Source organism: Roseimicrobium sp. ORNL1, from assembly GCF_011044495.1.
GTDB lineage: Bacteria > Verrucomicrobiota > Verrucomicrobiia > Verrucomicrobiales > Verrucomicrobiaceae > Roseimicrobium.
This window is the reverse complement of record NZ_CP049143.1, coordinates 4,747,111-4,763,321: the sequence shown is the minus strand read 5'-3', so window position 1 is coordinate 4,763,321 and position 16,211 is coordinate 4,747,111. Positions and strand designations below refer to the sequence as shown.

General features: G+C 61.0%; 14 protein-coding genes. 1 reads left to right on the top strand and 13 read right to left on the bottom strand.

Going from position 1 to position 16,211, the window contains the following annotated elements; genetic code table 11:
- Nucleotides 1-365: 365 nt before the first annotated feature.
- The 7 genes from G5S37_RS19395 to G5S37_RS19365 form a co-directional block, all read right to left on the bottom strand.
- A complete protein-coding gene (locus G5S37_RS19395; protein WP_165206099.1) occupies nucleotides 366-3,002 on the bottom strand; it encodes a VWA domain-containing protein in 2,637 nt (878 codons plus the stop codon).
- A gap of 806 nt (nucleotides 3,003-3,808) precedes the next feature.
- Complete coding sequence (locus tag G5S37_RS19390; protein ID WP_240914679.1) at nucleotides 3,809-4,375, bottom strand: transcriptional repressor; 567 nt, start codon at nucleotides 4,373-4,375, stop codon at nucleotides 3,809-3,811.
- Complete coding sequence (locus tag G5S37_RS19385) at nucleotides 4,372-5,418, bottom strand: ThuA domain-containing protein (protein WP_165206098.1); 1,047 nt, start codon at nucleotides 5,416-5,418, stop codon at nucleotides 4,372-4,374. The genes G5S37_RS19390 and G5S37_RS19385 overlap by 4 nt, the downstream gene beginning before the upstream one ends.
- A gap of 1,037 nt (nucleotides 5,419-6,455) precedes the next feature.
- Complete coding sequence (der, locus tag G5S37_RS19380) at nucleotides 6,456-8,048, bottom strand: ribosome biogenesis GTPase Der (RefSeq protein WP_165206097.1); 1,593 nt, start codon at nucleotides 8,046-8,048, stop codon at nucleotides 6,456-6,458.
- An 86-nt stretch (nucleotides 8,049-8,134) separates the two neighbouring features.
- Nucleotides 8,135-8,728 (bottom strand): CDP-alcohol phosphatidyltransferase family protein, encoded by a 594-nt coding sequence (locus G5S37_RS19375; protein WP_165206096.1) that lies wholly within the window; start codon nucleotides 8,726-8,728, stop codon nucleotides 8,135-8,137.
- Nucleotides 8,729-8,859: 131 nt separating this feature from the next.
- Nucleotides 8,860-9,423 carry a hypothetical protein gene (locus tag G5S37_RS19370; RefSeq protein ID WP_165206095.1) on the bottom strand — a complete coding sequence of 188 codons (564 nt, stop codon included), beginning with the start codon at nucleotides 9,421-9,423 and terminating at the stop codon, nucleotides 8,860-8,862.
- Nucleotides 9,424-10,095: 672 nt separating this feature from the next.
- Nucleotides 10,096-10,740, bottom strand: coding sequence for a hypothetical protein (locus G5S37_RS19365; protein ID WP_165206094.1), 645 nt, complete (start codon nucleotides 10,738-10,740; stop codon nucleotides 10,096-10,098).
- Between the two features lie 278 nt (nucleotides 10,741-11,018).
- Here G5S37_RS19365 and G5S37_RS19360 point away from each other — a divergent pair, with 278 nt between their 5' ends.
- Complete coding sequence (locus tag G5S37_RS19360; protein WP_165206093.1) at nucleotides 11,019-11,207, top strand: hypothetical protein; 189 nt, start codon at nucleotides 11,019-11,021, stop codon at nucleotides 11,205-11,207.
- Nucleotides 11,208-11,418: 211 nt separating this feature from the next.
- Here G5S37_RS19360 and G5S37_RS19355 read toward each other — a convergent pair whose 3' ends face one another.
- From G5S37_RS19355 to G5S37_RS19330, 6 genes are all read right to left on the bottom strand, one after another.
- Complete coding sequence (locus G5S37_RS19355; protein ID WP_165206092.1) at nucleotides 11,419-12,009, bottom strand: four helix bundle suffix domain-containing protein; 591 nt, start codon at nucleotides 12,007-12,009, stop codon at nucleotides 11,419-11,421.
- A 214-nt stretch (nucleotides 12,010-12,223) separates the two neighbouring features.
- Nucleotides 12,224-12,931, bottom strand: a complete 708-nt coding sequence (locus G5S37_RS19350; RefSeq protein ID WP_165206091.1) for an ABC transporter ATP-binding protein — start codon at nucleotides 12,929-12,931, stop codon at nucleotides 12,224-12,226.
- 52 nt (nucleotides 12,932-12,983) lie between these two features.
- Nucleotides 12,984-13,340, bottom strand: coding sequence for a four helix bundle protein (locus G5S37_RS19345; RefSeq protein WP_165206090.1), 357 nt, complete (start codon nucleotides 13,338-13,340; stop codon nucleotides 12,984-12,986).
- Between the two features lie 158 nt (nucleotides 13,341-13,498).
- Entirely contained in the window at nucleotides 13,499-14,263 is a 765-nt protein-coding gene (locus tag G5S37_RS19340) for an ABC transporter ATP-binding protein (protein ID WP_165206089.1), read from the bottom strand.
- A gap of 54 nt (nucleotides 14,264-14,317) precedes the next feature.
- Nucleotides 14,318-15,289, bottom strand: coding sequence for a branched-chain amino acid ABC transporter permease (locus G5S37_RS19335; RefSeq protein WP_165206088.1), 972 nt, complete (start codon nucleotides 15,287-15,289; stop codon nucleotides 14,318-14,320).
- Nucleotides 15,286-16,209: a branched-chain amino acid ABC transporter permease gene (locus tag G5S37_RS19330; protein ID WP_165206087.1), complete on the bottom strand. Its 924-nt coding sequence runs from the start codon at nucleotides 16,207-16,209 to the stop codon at nucleotides 15,286-15,288. Before G5S37_RS19330 ends, G5S37_RS19335 begins: the two co-directional genes overlap by 4 nt.
- Between the last annotated feature and the right edge of the window lie 2 nt (nucleotides 16,210-16,211).

Here is a 16,211-nt window from a genome sequence, read left to right as displayed (position 1 = left end):
GAGCGGCACTAGCCTAGTGCCGTCATGCAGCGTGGCACGCGATGTGGTGTTTGAATCGCCGCATCGCGTGCGCGTGTTTCGTTCACTGAGAATGAGGCTCCGCACCCAGATGGCCAACCACCGGCACTAAGGCTAGTGCCGCTCCTTGGACAACAGGCCACTCATGCGTGATGAGGCAGGGTGACGATTCTCACCGACTCCTAGTGACTCCGTGTCTGTGGGGATGCAGACCTCAATTAATTTAGCCGCAAAGAGACGCAAAAAACTCAAAAAGGGATTACTCGCAGGATGATGCTACCTCAGATGAGGTAGCTGTGCCCAAGAACCTCAACTTCTTGCGCCCTTTTGCGTTTTTTTGCGGCTACTCACAGCGCCGTCTTCGTCTTCCCCGCAGACTTCATTCCCCCAAACGCCATGTCCCAGATGCCGGTGACGTGTTCCCAGCGGCGGACGATGGCATCGATGAGGAAGAGAGCGAGCAGGGCAATCACGAGGTGGGGCCAGAGCTCCAGGTATTTCCGGGCCTTGGCGCTGCCGAGGTCGAGCTTGGTATCCTTGTCGAGATAGGTTCCACCGGTCATCTGCGCGGCTTCGCGGAGCAGCGTGTCATTCACGGTGCCGAGGCTCTGCTCGCCGCTGGGATTGTGCACCATGCCGGCGGTCACCATCTGGGCGCCGCTCTGCGCTCGCACGAGATAGACGCCAGCCTGGTCCGGCTTGAAGTTGCCGGCATACAATCCTGGACCGCTCTGGCGTAAGGTGAGGGACTGCACGGGTTTGAGCGGGGCACCGAGGGACTCGGCGGAGACGAAGAAGACCTCCGCAGTGACACGCGCTTCATTGCCGCGCGTGCCGGCATCGGTCAGTACGTCCACGCTGACCTTGGCTTCATCGCCCTCCATTTCACAACGCAGGTCCATGTTCTGTCCCTGCGGAGGGCGGGCGGTCTCGCGCAGCACTTGGGACCAGAATTGACCGAAGCCGTTCCACCGGCTGATCCACAGTGAGGCCCAGCGGCTCTTGGCGTCGCTGGTGAAGGCCGTTGCCTTGCCGAGGCCGTAGCGCCAGTGGGCGAGGAGGGGATCACCGAGGTCGGTGACCAGCGGGACTTGCGCGGTGCTCTTGCGCAGGGTCTTCACGTAACCCAGCAGCGGCGGTGGTTCGAACTTGTCCCAGCCGGCGAGAATGGGATGCCGCTCGGACATGGTGGGCGTGAAGGCATCCTCACGAATCATGCGGCCGGTGTGGATGAGCGTGTCCTGCGTGAAGATGCGGGTGATGTTGGACGCATCGAGCGTGGTGTAGCTCTGACCACCGCCGAGACTGGCGATGGCCTGAAGCAGGCCCACATGTGCACCATCGCCAATCGCCACGGTGGAAATGGTCATGCCCTCGGCACGGCATTGCGAGGCGAGTGACTCATAACCGGTGCCGCTGGTCTGGCCGTCGGTCATCACGATCATGTGCTTGATCTTCGCCTTCACACGCTGCAGGGCGTTGCGTGCCTCGGACATGGCAGGGTAGGCATTCGTGCCGCCACCGCTGGTGAGTCCGGCAATCTGGCCTGCGACCGCCGCACTGGAGCTGAGGCGTGTCATGGGAGTGACAACGTGCAGTTCGGAGTCGAAGGCGTACACACCGATGCTGTCATTGCGCGTGAGCACCTCGGCGGTGGCGATGGCGGCGCTCTTGGCCATCTCCAGTTTCTCGCCGGACATGGAGCCGGAGCGGTCGATGACCAGGGCGAGGGCGCTGCTTTGTTTCTCCTCCTCATCCGGGGCCTTCAGGCGCACGGGCAGGACTTCTTCAATGGGGGTGCGGAAGTAGCCGCCGACGCCGAAGGAATTCGGCCCGCCGAGCATGATGAAGCCGCCGCCCAGCTTGTCCACGTAATCGCGGATGGCGACCATGACATTCTCCCCGAGCTTGTGCGCGGGTACATCCGAAAGTATCACACCATCATAGCCGCTGAGTTCCTGCGGGCTGGCGGGAATGGTGCCGGGAGCGCGCAGCTCCAGCTGGATGCCCTCCTTCTCCATGGCCTGCATGAGGTACTGCGCTTCATTGGCATCGCCTTCTACATAGAGCAGCCGCAGGCGGCCGCGCACATCCACCAGGGTAAGCGCTTCGTTGTTCGCGGGGATGGCATCGCCGTTGAATCCCTCCAGCACGGCGCGGTATTTGTAGATGTTCCGCGTGGCGGGGTGGCGGGTGAGGATTTCCTGCAGGGGCTGGCCGGCCTTCACGGTGACGTTGCGCCGCTCGACCTCCATGCCGTTCTCGAAGAGCTTCAGCACGCCGCTGCCATCCATGGTGCTCTCCACATCCACCGTGAGCTTGAGCGCGGCGCCCTCATGCAGGCGGGACTGGCTGGGCACCAGCTGGCGCACGCGCACATCCGGCTTGCGAGGGCCGGCCACGGGAATCGCATGAACCTGCACCTCCGCCAACGCGGCGCCGCGGGCGGACTCCACCAGGCTGCCGCGGGTCTCATGGCCATCGCCGATGAGCACCACATGGCGTGAGGTGCCGGCGGGGAACAGCGCGCGCGCATACTCCACGGCAGCGGCGTAGCGGCTCTGCGCGCCGTGATTCTTCTGCATGTCCGCGATGGCGCCGGTGGTGGCGTTGGCATTGGCGTCCTTGAGGTCCGCGTCGCTGAGCAGGCGGGTCTCGTCGCCGAAGGCCACGTTGAAAACTTCTGTGTCGCTCGGCAGCGAGGACCGCAGGGTGGCGGCGCGGTCGAGGGCGGACTTCACGCCCTCGGGGCCGAGGCTCTGGGAGACGTCCACCGCCACGACCACCGCGCGGCGGTTGCTGGTGATGACCTTCGCCGGTCCGGCCAGCGCCGCCAGCGCGAGGATGACCCCCAGCGCCCGCACGATGAGCAGCACCCGCTTCCGCGAGGCCGGCATGGGATGCGCCGACTTCCGCTCCGCCCACACGAGAAACGCCAGCGCCGGGATGATGAGCAGGAGGAGGTAAGGGTACTGCCAGTCCATGAAGCTGCGGAGAGGGACGGGAACGGGAACTTAGATCATTAACACAACACCATTTCTACGAAACTGCTGCAACAGATTCTCCGTGCAAGTTGGGGAATCGGAGTCAGGTCAGGGGTGGGGGAGAACTACAGGGACGTTTCCGGTTAACCGCAAAGGGGCAGAATGGCAAAGGACGCAGAGGATTGGAGAGGGGTTTGGTGTTGGGGTCGTGAATGTGCCTGGAGGATGGTGCACCTCGACGCAGGAGGTGGCAGAGATGCGGAGGGAGTCTTTACGTTTGTGTGTGAATGGCCGACTGTTCAAGGAGCGGCACTAGCCTAGTGCCGTCTTGTGGTGGGAGTAGCAGCGTGAAGGGTGACGAATGTGAGGCGTGTTCTTCCGCCTTCCTAGCGGTTCTCAAGGCTCCGCACCCACCATTGCCCACCACCGGCACTAAGGCTAGTGCCGCTCCTTGAACGACAGGACGCTCAGGCGTGATGGGGCGGAGTGACGCGATAGAAGCAGCCGGCCGGAGGCCAGCGCTCCCAGGGCTGCAGTGATGCCATGAACCTTGGCATCGGATTTGACGATGACTGCGCGTCTCTGCCTCCTCTCGCGTCGAGGTGTGGCTAGCGCGCATAGCTATGATGTGCCTTTACGCCAGCCCCCTCCCATCCTCTGCGTCCTTTGCCTCTCTGCCCCTTTGCGGTTAACCAGAGTCGGTCACGCAGCGTGAACTCGCGAAGGGACTCGCGAGCTACGTTGGATGGCGGGTAGGAAAACCCGCCGGACGTTGTCCGGTCAGGAGACCCGACTTCCTTAGCCGTTCAACTGCACTTCGGGCACACGCCGAAGAACTCGAGCTCGTGGTAGAGTTTCCGGAAGCCGGAGTCGCGGGCGATTTGGGCTTCGAGTTGTTCCACGGGGCAGGCGATGTCGAGCTGCTCAATCGCGCCGCATTCGGTGCAGATGAGGTAATCGTGGTGCCCGTCCGGCAGGTTCACCGTGTAATACGCGGAGCGGTCGTGCAGGCCGAGGCGGCGCAGGATGCCCTGCTTTTCCAGGCGGACGAGGAGACGGAAGACGGTGGCGCGGTCGCAGCGGTTCTTCAGCAGCTTGGACTCGGCGAGTTCGCCGAGGGTCATGGGACGCGGGGATTCGAGGAGCGCCTTCAGCAGGTCCTCCAGCGCGGTGGTTCGACGCAGACCGAGGGCCCGGCAGCGGGAGATGGTCTCCTGCACGAGCTTGGCAGACACCTGAGCGGTCATGGGCTCACGCTCACGGGTCGCCGTCGTGTGACTGTGCGAATGCCCGTGATCGTGATCATCACCGTGGCTGCCGGTATGGGAATGCTCCATGCCTTGGGATACGTCAGTGCCGTGAGGGGGGGTCATGGCTGCTTTGCGGGAGCAGGAGCGGGCGCGGATGTGGGCTTGGCAGGGGCGGCGGGCTTCACGCCGGGGCCGCGATTGCCGACAGGCTCGGCGGTGGGCAGGGTGAGGTCCTTGGGCGAGGGAAGGTTCACGTGCTCCATGGGGGTCTTCTCATCGAGGTTCTCGTTGAGCTGGGCCTCGGTGATGGGCTGGGATTTCACGCCGCCCTCGGGCACATCCAGTCCGGCGGTCCAGACGATGGCATTGAGCACGACCTTGCGGAAGTCATCGATGGCCCAGTTCCGGTGCCAGTGGCCGCCGGTGAAGCCCACACCGCGTCCTCCGTCCGGGCGCTGCACGCCCCACATGAGGGTCTGGGGTTTGCCAAGCTCGGCGTCCGCGCCTTCGTTCCAGTGGATGTAGCGCTTGATGAGGGCGCGGGTGGGGGTGGCCTTCAGCAGGGTGCTGTGCACGGGAGGCTCGGGGAAGCGCATGCGGAAGTACCACTCGTCATTCACGGTCACCGGCTTCACGCCACGGCCCACGGGGTGGTCCAGAGCAGCCTCGGTCGCGGCATCCCAGTGGGGGTTCACGGAGAAGCCGCCTTCATAGAAGCCGCCAATCCAGCGGGTGAATTCTTTGCCTGCCTGGTCGGGCACCACTTCCACGCCGTAGTGCATGCACATGATGCCCACGCCCGCCTTGGCCAGCGAGTCCACCTTTTCCAAGTGGCCCACGAAGGGGTGCTTCCCGCCGCCGTCCGCGTAGCAGATCACGGCCTTGGCGCCGTCGAAGACGGACTCGTCCTTGGGCCAGCCTTCGGTGACCAGCACCACATCGAGGGGCAGGCTGCTCTGTTCATTGAGGGCACGCGCCAGGAGGGTGCCGCCGGCGCGGAATTCATGCTGGCCGCTGGGGTGACTTTTCACGCCCGCGATGAGAACAATCTTGGTCTTGCCGGGAGCCTGGGCAAACGAGGGGGTGGCGGAAAGTGGCAGCACGATCGCCGCAGCCGCCGTGAAAAGCGGGAGCAGGGTGATGCGGAAAAAGGAAGCGCGGGTCATGGGAAGTGATGATGCCGAAGGGCGGGGGCTTTGCAAAGCCAAAGGGTGCCGACAGAGGAGAATCAACGCAACGTAATGCGGGCGTGCGCTGGGAACAGGGGAGCGCCAGCGGTTCGGTTTATCGTTTGCGTTTCGGTCCTGGCAAGCTGCCGAGGATGAAAATGATGAGCATGCCGAGCTTCCAGGGGAACTTTTTACCCAGCTACCTACCGTGTGAACGGGTGGCTCATTTTACGGTTCTGTGGTGAGTAGTCGGCCTCATACGACCTGCACATCGTAGTTGGAGGTGTCTTTGGTGTTATCGGTGCGGGAAACGCGGTGAAGCGTGTCAATGGAATCAATAACGGGCTTTGTGTCAGTGAATTACGAAACGTAACGATGGTTGAATAGCTGGCTCTGCGAACTTCGATTTATAACTTCATAAATTTCAATGAAAAACATGATAAAGTTATTAAAAATAAGATTAATACATGTGTTTTTCACGATTGAAACTGTCTCCTGCGAAAGCAATGTTTTGACGGCTTTTACGTGTTTGACTTCACATGGTTGCCGCGTGGAAAGTCGCGCTTTCGAAGACTTCTGCTGGGCGAGCCTTCAGGAATCGAGGCGCGTTTAGGGAGTGCGGACGTTCCATTGGTCTATTGCTTTGCACGCCGTTACATCGGTGGGGGGGGCTGCTGTGTCGGCCTCCTAACTAGAGCGGGCGGAGGTGGGGCGGAGCCGGGTGCGAGCGGCTTGTCACATACCAGTTCCACACCGCCTCCGCCCACTTGATTAGGAGACCGGCGCAGCGGCCCCCTACCAAATGTTCTTCAGTTATAGGGGGATGGTGCCTTAGGGATCCTACCACATTTCACGCTGAGGACAGCCTGAGGCACATTGGCAAAGCCACGTTTCTTCCGAAGAGGCGTGGTTCAATGCATGGCGATAGAAGACGCCAAGAGTTTTGGAAATTGGGATTGCGCGATCGTTCTGACGTTCTCGACGTAAAAACGATCGCGCTAGAACTGTGAGCGATTCAGCGTCGCCTGATTGGCTCAGCCGCCCTTGCGTTTTCCGACGCTGCGCTTTCTCGTGACGCGGTTCTTGGGCCGCTTCTCCCACACGTTGGCGGCGGTGCCTTTGGTCGGGCGGTTGTGCTTGGGACGATTGTCGGTGACCTCTTCCGCATCGCCTTTGGGAGCCTTGGCCTTCGGTCTGCCGCCGGGCTTGGGCTTGTCACCCCTCGTCTTTCCACGCACTTCCCATGTAAAGGGGAGTCCGGGGGCGGGCCATCCGGTGCGGATGACATCCTCCAGGTGGCGCAGGTAGCTTTCCTGGAGTTTGTCCGCCCGATTCGCAAAAAGGACAATCTGCGGCACGGGGATGCGCGGCGGCTTGTCTTCCTTCTTGATGGTGGCGTAGAGCAGTTTGAAGGACTTGCCACTGCGGCCGGTGGTGCCGGGGGCGTTCTCAATGGCACGCTGCAGCAGGCGGTTCAGCACGCCGGTGCCGGGCGGGTTGGCGGCGCCTTCCTCCACCTGCACCACGGCCTTGAAGACCTTGTCCAGGTGCTGGCCTTCCTTCGCGGAGAGGGCCACGAAGGGGGCGTGGCGCATGAAGAAGAACTCGCGGCCCGCCTGCTCCATGAGTTCCTCCAGGCGGTCCTTCTGCCCCATGCCAGGGTGGAAGAGGTCATACTTGTTCAGCAGCAGGATGCAGGGCTTTTGCTGCTCCACAATGATGCTGGCGATCTTGCGGTCCTGCATGGTGATGTTGCTGCAGTCCACCATGAGCAGGCAGATGTCTGCGCGCTTGATGCTCTTGGTCGCCTGCATTGAGCTGAAGGTCTCCACCTCGTCGTGGATCTTAGCCTTACGGCGCATGCCGGCGGTGTCGATGAGCTGGTACTTCCGGCCGCGGTGCTCGACAGGAATATCGATGGCATCCCGCGTGGTGCCGGCCACATCGCTCACGATGGTGCGGCTCTTTCCGGCGAGGGCATTCACCAGGGAGGACTTGCCCGCGTTCGGACGGCCTACGATGGCGAGCTTCAGCGGCTGCTTCTTGATGAAGGTCTCGCGATCCGCTTCCCGGGTGCGAACGGCGGGCTTGAGCTCCAGTCGCTTTCCGAGGAGGCCCACGAGCTGGTCAATGCGCACGCCGTGGGCAGCGCTCACCTCGATGCTGTCCTCGAAGCCGAGCTTCACGAAGTCCACGCCATGCATGCGGCGCTTTTCGCTGTCCATCTTGTTGATGGCAAGCACGAGTGGCTTGGTGGTCTTGCGCAGGATTCTCGCCAGTTCCAAGTCCACAGGGGTCAGCCCGGCCACGCCGTCCACCACGAAGAGAATCAGGTCCGCCACGTCCATGGCCAGGTGGGCTTCCGCCTGCACCTGCTGGTAGAAATCGTCCTCAATCTTCTCGCCGATACCTCCCGTGTCCATGATGTCGAAGGGCGCGATGGCCTTCGTACAGGTGGCGATGAGGCGGTCGCGCGTGACGCCGGGGCGGTCATGCACGATGGCGATGTTTCGTCCCGCGAGGCGGTTGAAGAGGGCGGATTTGCCCACATTGGGACGACCCACGATCGCGACCATGGGGGTCGCGGTCGGAAGGGGAGGGGGATTGTCGATATCGTAGTCGTCCATGAGAATGAAGGCGGTGGGGAGGGGAGTAGTGTACGCCGGAAATGCTCCTGTGGCCTCAGGAACTGGCGGGATCAGAGCGATCAGGGTCAGGGTGCGGGCGGCGGGTCGGGATTGCCGTGGCCGGCAGCTTTCACTTGGCCGATGGCGTCCCCGACGTAGATGGCGAAGGAGATGACGGAGAAGAAGGTGGCCGCCGCCGCCGCCCAAGGGATGACGACGTGGATCTGCAGCATGCCCACGCTCACCGTGACGATTTGCAGGAAAATGGCCACTTTCCCCGTCCAGTGCGGCTGGATGCGCACTTTGCCAGCCAAGTGATTGACAATGAATGCCCCGGCGATGGCCACCACTTCGCGGCCGAAGAAGATGACTACAAAGTAGAGGGGGAGCTTCACCGGCCAGTCGCTGAATGACAGGATGAGGACCGCGGCGAACATCAGTAGCTTGTCCGCCAGGGGGTCCAGGATGACACCGAGCCGTGAGGTCTGGTTGTAGTGGCGGGCGATCCAGCCATCCACCGCATCGCTCAGTGCCGCCACGGCGAAGATCACGAGCGTGGTCACCCACAGCCGGTCGTCCGGACGTCCCTCACGTACGCTGTGCGCATAGTACAGGGCGAAGCAGGCGAAGACCGGAATCAGGCAGATTCTGCCCAGGGTGATTTTATTGGCCAGGGTCACGGGAACGTCGGGAACAGGGGGGTGTTGTCCATACTCCAAGAGACGGTGGATGCAAATGGTTGCTGGTCTGGGGTCTGACCCTGTCTGGTGGGGCTTAGGCTAACGGGCCTGCTGGGCCGGTGGGTGCCTTGTTATCGCGCCTGCGGTTCGGGGTCGGTGGTGGCGGGTACGGGGGGGCCTCCCGGAATGAGGACTTCTTCGGTGACACCCGGTTGTTCATATATGGGCGTGGACATTTGGATGAACTTGGCCAGCCCCTCTGGCAGCTTTCCTTTCGGCCCCGGGCCTGCGCTCCGGGCTGTGTTCACGGGTTGAGGCTCCCACTCGTAGTGGTACGAGCACGCTACGGGGTCCCATTTGCGAAATGTGCCGGTCACAGTTTCCCCCGCAGAGAGTCGGCACAGCCCACCTGCGGAGTTGGGGAAGTCCTCCTCCACGAGTGAGTGGAAGAGGGAACCGTCCGGTTTTTGCTGACAGGCAGCGGCTACGCCTCGGAATTCGATATCAAACCATGAAGCATTGGTCACCTCAAGGTGAACCACCTTCCAGCCTCCTTGCTGTTCGACCTTTACGACTCGCAGTTGCAGCGGGTTCGCGATCATTCGCAGGACCCAGTAGTTCCACGTGCTCCATGCGCACACCGCGACCGCCAGCAGCAACAGGAAGGTCAGGAGGGCTTTGGTCTCGCGTGTCATGGCGCAGAAATCATGAGGGAAATGGAGGAGGCTCGCAACCGGTGTATTGTTGGGTGTGAGTTTGTTTGTTTGTTTATGCGTACATGGGATGGATAAAAGAGAGGGGGGAAGGCGGGTAGCCCGAAGGGCCTTCGAATATCCGCGTCCTGCATGGCTGCCCGCTGGGCTGACGGTGGAGCGATGAGGCGTCTCGTGAAGTTGCCAAAGCATTTTCAGAGACCCACAGCCGCAGGAGAATCATGCAGCTGCGCAAGTCAGCCGAAAGCGGGCGCAACTCGCTGAGATCTCTGCTTCAAAAAACATTCGGTGGGAGCTGCTGCGTCGGCTTCCTGATAAGGTGGGCGGAGGCGGTGAGGAACTGACGTGTGGCAAGCTGCCTTCATCCGGAAGCTCCGCCCCGCCTCCGCCCGCTCTGGTTAGGAGGCCGGCGCAGCGGCTCCCTACCGGCTGATTTGGTGCGCGAGGTGATAGACCGAAGGACTGTTTCCAAAGCGGTTATACTCGCCGTTCGCGTCAGGCGTAACACGAGACTCACTAATGTATCCCTAACCTGAAGCAACATGCTCTGCGGGCCCCTACGAACTTCGCGTCGTAACCGACGGAACTCCTAAGGAGGGGTGGGTCCGAGGTTCATGACTTCCTGTTCTACTGCCGGCGTCGCACCGCGTGGTGCTAGGGAATCGGCTTGTTCTCGGTCGTCTCCGGCGTTGCTGGTGTGCTTGGGGCAGCGTCTGCAGTCTTTTCACTGCCGCTTCCGGCACCGGGCACGGCCACGTTCTTCACGCGGCCTGTGCGCGGCTCGGTGTGCCAGAAGAGGCTGGCGAGCCAGGAGTCGGGGATGAAGGAGACGTTCTCATCCAGCCAGCGGAGCATGGCGCGGGCCTCGTTCTGGCCGCGCACGTTCCAGTCGTAGCTGAAGGTGTGGACGTCCGCTGGGTTGAGCGGCTGGGGGCCGTAGAGCTTGCCCTGGTAGGTCTGTCCCGGGGTCAGGCGGACGGTTACAGATTCAACCTCCGACGCGGGGAGGAAGGCGGTGGCGGCATCCTTGGCCGGGAGTAGAAGGGAGGTGGTGGGGAGAAACTCGATGGGGAAGAGGGACGTGTTCTTCACCTCACACTTCAGGGTGGTGGCGCCGGCACCGCTGGGGACCTCGCGAGCGTTCGGGCCTGTGATGTCTCCCGGCGTGGTGGGTTGCTGGCTCTGAATCTCGAATGTCAGCGGATCCTCCACGTTGAGGGCGATGACGACCAGTCCCACTGCGGCGATGACCGCCAGCAGTAGCAGGGTGAGCAGCAGCTTGGTGAAGCGGCGGAGCATGGCGCGGATGATACACGGGCATCCGAAAGAGAAAAGTGGAAAGCGCGACACAAGGCGCTGGAATCCATCGAGGGACGGTTTCCACCGCTCCCGGGCCGTCGGGCTGGTGTTGCGGGTGTCAAACGCTATGGAAACGCACGGAGACAACTCCGGTGCCGGCAGGTGGATGTGCCATACATACAGAGTGTTATGGTGTAGGAGGACCTACGGGTGAGGCGCCCGGGATGCCCTGTGCAAAAACGGTTGCGCACCATGATGGATCTGGGATATGGTGTGATATGGCCACGAAGAAAACATCCGCCAAGAAGAAGTCCGTCTCCCGCCATGGCATGCGCGCTCCCGGCAAAACGCAGACGAGCATCACGCTCTCCGAGGATCTGCTGGATCAGGCCCGCGTCGTCGCCGAGCAAGATGGACGCAGCCTGAGCAACTGGCTGGAGCAGCTCATCCGCAAGCGCCTGGGGTAAGCGGGCAGGGGAAAGAGTTGTTTTTACCCGCTGGCAGTGGCATCGCGTGATGGCGATGCCACTGCCAGCGGGTGATGTGTTTTTTGCTCGAAGTAGTTTCGAGGTCCGGCCGGAGGGGTGTGCTCAAGGCTTGGATTATTCCTCCATGTGCATGCGCACCAAATTAGGGGGCTTCGATTATATGAACAGAGGGATAGGTGAAGGTGACAGGTCAGGGGCCTGGCGTTTTCGGGGTCTTGCGATGCTCCAAACGAGCGCGGGTCATGCGCTCACGCAGACCACCTTTTGCCACGAAGTCTCTTTCCAAACGGCGTAGCTGCTGGTCGAGCAGATAGTTTGCCTGATGGATGAGGCAGATGGCGATGTTTGCAAGGGTCTCAGCGGGGCGGTCTTCGAAGAATGGGCGGTAGGTTTCAAAGGATTCGGATTTGTCCTTGCCCAGCTTGCGGACATACAGGGCTTGGACGGAATCTTTCTCCCACAATGACAAGTCGCGGACACGGAGGAAGTCCTGGTAATCGAGCAAGAGTTCTTCCAAACTGGAGCGTGCGACGTTTGTCAGCTTGACCTCTGTTTCCGTGGAGGTGACAGAGGCCTTGCTGCCTTCGGCGATGTTCTGCTTTCCCGAGCGGGCGGCCTGGACCATCTGGTCGATGGTGCGGTCTCCTCGATTGAAGAAACGTTCGCAGAAGCGGAAGGTGAAGTCGTAGATGACCTCCGCCTTGCGGTAGGAGAGGAGCTCCCGGTAATTTCCTGTTTTTGGGAGGAAGCTGCCGGGGTCGGGCTTGGACTCGGCGGGCATTGGCAAGGCGGAGGGGATGCTGAGGGATAGGTCCTGTAGGACAAATAGGGCTTATGCAGAAGTGTGGACTTGGGTAACTGATTCGACAAACTCTTTAGGCTTCTCCGACATCCTTCTTGCAGCGTGTCTTCGTCTTCAGTCGCTCGCGCTCGCGGGACTGAACAATGCCCAACGCCTTCAGCGCAACTGCAGATGCATCAAAACTCAACTCGCCCTAGTCCCCCAAATACGCCGCGCGCACTTCGGGATTCTTCTGCAGGGATTCCGCCGTGTCCTCCAGCAGCACGCTGCCCGTTTCGAGCACGTAGCCGTAGCTGGAGATTTTCAGCGCGAGATTCGCGTTCTGTTCCACCAGCAGGATGGTAAGGCCACGCTCTTTGTTGATGGCCACAATCTGGTCGAAGATGGAGCGCACGAGAATCGGCGCGATGCCCAGGGAAGGCTCATCGAGCATGAGGCAGCGAGGGCGACCCATCAACGCACGCGCGATGGCCAGCATCTGCTGCTCACCACCGGACATGGTGCCGGCTGCCTGGGTAACGCGCTCCTTCAAGCGGGGGAAGATGTGAAAGCAGTAATCCGTGTCCTCCTTGATGCCCTTCGAGTCATTTCGCAGATAGGCCCCCATGCGGAGATTCTCCGCCACCGTGAGGTTCGCAAATACCATGCGTCCCTCCGGCACATGGCACAGTCCCTTCGCTACAATCTTATGCGGCGCCGCATTGGTGATGTCCTCGCCGTTGTACTTCACGCTACCGCCTCGTGCCTTGAGCAGTCCCGAGATGGCTCGCAACGTCGTCGACTTCCCCGCGCCGTTTGCGCCAATCAAGGTGACGATCGATTTCTCGGGCACCTTCAATGAGATGCCGTGGAGCGCCTTTATCGACCCATAGGCTACTTCGAGGTTTTGCAGTTCCAGCATCGGTTGGGTTGATAGTCTATGGTTGATAGTTGATAGCCTGAGAACTGCAAATTCAAGCTTCGAGAAGAGAACGGCGGAGGCCACTCAGCATTTTGCCCTGGTGCTCGGCGCTATTGTAGAGTTCGTTGAATTGGTCTTGAGAGAGAAAGCCCTGCCTCCGTCCGATGAATGCTTGAGACACGACTTCGTAAACTGACCCTGTTGCGATCTCGATGAACCGGGCAAAATCTTTTGGCGAAATGCGTCCGCTGCCTTCAGCAATGTTGGATGAAACGGAAACGGCGGCGCGCCTCATCTGATTGGTCAGTCCAAAGCGCTCATCGGAGGGGAACGAACGAGTCACGCCATAGACAAGGTCCGCAAACTCAATGGCTCGTTGCCATACGTCGAGTTTTTCAAATCCAAACATCGTGAAGGGTCGATAGTTTATGGTTGATAGTTGATAGCTTGAGGAATTCTCAATGTAGGAACACTTTTCATGCGGATGAACTCTTCAAGCTGTTCCATTGAATTGTGGGTGGCATTTGTTCAGGCTATCAACTATCAACCATAGACCATCAACTCCCGCTATTCGGTTCCAAGGTAGGCAGCAATCACCTTCGGATCCTTCTGAATCTCCTCCGGTGTTCCTTCGGCAATCTTGATGCCGTACTCCAGTACGACGATCCGCTGGCAGATGCCCATGACGACGGTCATGTCGTGCTCCACGAGCATCACGGAGATGTCGAACTTCTCCTTGATGAACTGGATGAGCTTCATGAGCTCTTCCTTTTCCGTGGGATTCATCCCGGCGGCGGGTTCGTCGAGGAGGAGGAGCTTGGGCTTGGTGGCGAGGGCGCGGACGATTTCCAGGCGGCGCTGGTCACCGTAGCAGAGGGACTTGCAGGGTTCCTCGGCCATGCCTTCGAGATTGAAGATGCCGAGCAGGTCGTGCACCTCGGTGGCGAGGAGCCTTTCTTCATCGCGGAAAGCACGCGCGCGGATGAGGGAGTGGGTGATGCCGTGCCGGATGTGCATCAGCATGGCGGAGCGCACGTTGTCGAAGACGGACATCGAGCCGAAGAGGCGGATGTTCTGGAACGTGCGGGCGATGCCCATGCGCGTGATCTGGTGCGGCTTGTGGCCGGGCACGCGCACGCCATTGAAGCGGATGCCGCCGGCGGTGGGCTGGTACACGCCGGTGATGAGGTTGAAGACGGTGGTCTTGCCCGCGCCGTTCGGACCGATGAGGCCGAGCAGTTCGCCCGGCTTGACCGTGAAGCTGAGATCACCCACGGCGCGCAGTCCACCGAACTGCACCGTGACATTCTCCATCTCCAGGTTCGCGCTCATTCGTGTCGTGTTAGCTGAGTAGCAGGTAAGTGATTGATTGATTGACTGAAAAAATCAGGTGGTCTTCTTCTTGCGCTGGAGCACCACATTGGGCAGCAGGCCCTGGGGGCGCACGATCATCATGATGATGAGGATCAGAGAGAATACGATCATGCGGTACTGCTCGAAGTCGCGCAGGTACTCATTCAGCACGGTGAGCACCACGGCGGCGATGACCACGCCCAGCGTGCTGCCCATGCCGCCCAGGATGACCATGACCACGACGTCCACGGATTTCAGGAAGCCGAAGCCTTCGGCGGAAATCGTGGTGCGCAGGTGGGCGTAGAGACCGCCCGCGAGACCGGCGAAGAAGGCGCCAATGACGAAGGCAGTCACCTTGTACCGTACGGTGTTGATGCCCATGGATTCACCGGCCACTTCATCGTCACGCACCACGAGGAAGCCACGACCGTAGGTGGAGTTCACCATGGAGCCCACCACGTACACGGAGACGGCCGCGATGGCGAAGACCCAGAAAAAATTCGTGTACGGCTCGATGCCCTTGAGGCCGAGCGCGCCGCCGAAGGGGCCATCAGCATTCGTATTCGTGAACACGACGCGGATGATTTCATTGAAGCCCAAGGTCACGATGGCGAGGTAGTCCCCGCGCAAGCGCAGCGAGGGCACACCGACCATCCAGCCCAGCAGGGCCGCGAAGATGCCGCCGACCAGGAGTGCGATGACGAAGACCAGGCCATGACCAAAGACACCGCCGCCGAACGCTGCGGCCATCGGAGCTCCCGCTTGAAGGGTGAGCACGGCGGAGCCGTACGCGCCCACGGCCATAAAGGCGGCATGGCCGAGTGAGAACTGGCCCGTGTGGCCATTCACGAGGTTCAGGCTCACGGCGAGGATGATGTTGATCCCCGCATTGAGCGCGATGTCCATGTAGTAGTCGTCGATCTGATCAGTGAACAGCGAGACGACCAGGCTCACGATGAGCGCAGCCAGGAGCAAGAGCTGGGTGCCGTACTTCTTGAAGATCATACTTTCTCGCGTTCGACCTTCCCGAGAAGGCCGGAGGGCTTGAAGAGGAGGATGAGGATGAGGATGACGAAGGCCACACCATCCTTGTATCCGGAGGGAATGCCAATGTCCTGACTGTACCCGGCCACCAGGGTCTCCGTGATGCCGATGATCATGCCGCCAAGCGCCGCGCCGGGAATATTTCCAATACCACCGAGCACGGCTGCGACGAAGGCCTTCAACCCCGGCAGGATGCCCATGAAGGGCTCAATGGAAGGATAGAGCGAGGCGTAGAAGATGCCACCCGCCCCCGCCAGCGCGGAGCCGAGGCCGAAGGTGAAGGAGATGACCACGCTGTTGTTCACCCCCATGAGCGTAGCCGCCGTGGGGTTGAGTGAGAGCGCACGCATTGCCAGACCCATCTTCGTTTTCATTACGATGAACCGCAGGGCCAGAAGCAGGAGCAACGTGGCGACGAGCACGATGACCTGGGTGTTGGACACATAGAGTCCACCGAGGCCTTCGACGGTCTTCTTGGGGATGAGTTCAGGGAAGGGGCGCTGCGTGGCACCGAAGATGTACTGGGCCGTGTACTCCAGGAAGAGCGACACACCGATGGCGGTGATCAGCACATTCAGTCTCGGACGACTGCGCAGTGGCCGATAGGCGAGCAGCTCAATGACAATCCCCAAGACCCCGCAGATGAGCATGGACAGGAGGAGAATGACGACTGCGCTGACAGGGGCGGGCAGGGCGCTCATCATCGGCATGAGCGCCTTGTGCAGGTAGTACCCTGCAAAGGCGCCCAGCATGAAGACATCTCCATGCGCGAAGTTGATGAAGCGCAGCACCCCGTACACCATCGTGTACCCCAGTGCGATCAGCGCATAGATGGCCCCCAGGAAAAGGCCGTTGAGCAACTGCTGGATGAACTGCTCCAAGG